Source organism: Streptomyces sp. NPDC006384 (genome assembly GCF_042870695.1).
Classification (GTDB): Bacteria; Actinomycetota; Actinomycetes; order Streptomycetales; family Streptomycetaceae; genus Streptomyces.
The window spans coordinates 1-1,937 of sequence record NZ_JBIAHR010000060.1; the positions used below are offsets into that span (position 1 = coordinate 1).

Sequence of the window (1,937 nt, forward strand, 5' to 3'; positions counted from 1 at the left end):
TGTCCTGGTCGAGTTCGGTCGGCGCGCAGCGGGCCGCGAGGTGGCCGGGCAGTGGACCGAAGCGGGTGGTGTCCATGCCCAGCGGCTGCCAGGTGCGGGCGGCGGCGAGCTGGTTCAGGGACTGGCCGGAGAGGTATTCGGCGAGGTAGCCCAGAATGAGGGCGGCGCGGTCGGTGTACTCGACGGCCTGGCCGGGCGGGCGGTGCAGGGCCTCGTGCAGCACGCCGGCCCGGATGGTCTGCGGGTCGGTGCCGTAGAGGTTCTTCAGCTGGGCCCGCAGCGGGACGCCCGCGGTGTGGGTCAGCAGCTGGCGGGCGGTCACCGCTCCGAGCGGATGTCCGCTGACCTCGTCCCAGAAGGTGCCAAGCGGGGCGTCGAGGCCGAGGAGGCTGTCCTCCCATAGGGCGCCGATGGACGCCCACACGGCGAGGATCTTGGTGAGGCTGGCGGCGTCGAAGACGGTGTCGAGCTGCATCTTGGCCTGCGGCTCGTCGGGGTCCAGCACGCCGGTCGTTCCGCAGGCGTGGACGCGGTCGGTGTCGCCGACGGCCCATACGGCGCCGGGGTAGACCTTGTCGCGGACGCCTTCGTCCAGCAGGGCTTCGATGCGGTCGGTTGGGTACGTCATGGTCTCTCTGTTCGCCGGGGGCATCCCGCCGGGCCAGCGTAGTGACGCGGGCGGGCCGGGCTGTGCAGTGGCGCGTCGTGGATGCTGCGGCTGTGCTCCCGTACCCCCGCTGGCGGGGGTACGGGAGTGGCCGTCCGGGCGCCCGGCTGAGCACGGTGACCAGGCTCCAGCGGCAGTGCAGCCACAGCGGGCGGTGGTTTCAGGTGAGCTGGCGGCCGAGTTCGGCCAGGGACCGGGCTGTCACCGAGAGGGGGTAGCGGGCTGCGTTGGCGTAGCCTGCCTGCCGCACGGCGGCCAGCAGACCCGGCGCGGTCCGAAGGCGTTCGATGCCGCGGGCGAGCGCGGCGGTGTGGGTGAAGTCGGTCGCCACACCAGAGGCAGCCAGGGCCTCGCTCAGTCCCGGGACCGGCTGGTAAAGCACCGGCAGGCCGCAGGCTTGGGCCTCGAGCGCGACCAGGCCCATGGCCTCCAGGGTGTTAGACGGCATGACGAGCACGTCGTGCTCGGTGAACGCCCGCCACAGCTGCGGGCGCCGCAGCCAGCCGAGGTAGCGGGCTCGTACGCCGGATCGTTGCAGCAGCGGGGCCAGCGCGTGGAACTGGGCCCTGGGGGCGGCGATCGACAGTTCGATGCCCTGGACGGGCGCCAGGCTCCGGATCAGGGCCTCGGCCCCCTTCTCGGCGGTCAGCCGGCCCGCGTACAGCAGTCGCAGGTGGCTCATCGAGGTACGGGCGGGCCGGGTGGGCGGAGTGGTGAGGAGATGGTCGGGGATGCCCCAGGGGATGTGGGTGATCTTGTGGCGGTCGGTCTGCGGGGCGAGCTTGAGGAGGTGGTCGGCCATCGCGCCGGTGGGGACCACGATGGCGTCGGCGGCCCGGGCGGTCTCGCGCAGGACCTGGAGCTGGTCGCGGTGGGCCTCGGCGAAGATCAGGTCGGTGCCGTGCACGAGTGCGATCCGCGGGTGCGACGGCAGGGCACTCATCAGGGCGGGTGTGGCGCCGAAGGCGAGGTGGTGCAGGTGCAGAACGCCGATCTGGGACGGGTCGATCGCCACCCTGAGCGCCTGACGCAAGGCCGCGACGTACCGGCCGAAGGCCGGGCCTTCCAGGCACTTCCCGGCCACGGTCAGCAGGTCGAGCCCGGCCGGGGTCCGGGGCCGGTGGGGGCGAGCATGAACGCGCGGGCTGGGATGAGGGGCTTGTCGCCGGTGTAGAGGTCGAGGAAGACTTCGACGCTGCCGCCGGGGCTGTCGGCGGGCAGGTCCAGGAAGGTCGCGGCCGGCGGCCCCGCAGCGGGTCTCACCAGGGGG

1 protein-coding gene and 1 pseudogene are annotated in these 1,937 nt (G+C 72.9%); both read right to left on the reverse strand.

The features are described from left to right. The coding region (locus tag ACFYOJ_RS36255; protein ID WP_388598640.1) for a serine hydrolase domain-containing protein at nucleotides 1-628 on the reverse strand (628 nt) is incomplete at its 3' end. Nucleotides 629-827: 199 nt separating this feature from the next. Next, nucleotides 828-1,933, reverse strand: a pseudogene (locus ACFYOJ_RS36260) (glycosyltransferase family 4 protein). Between the last annotated feature and the right edge of the window lie 4 nt (nucleotides 1,934-1,937).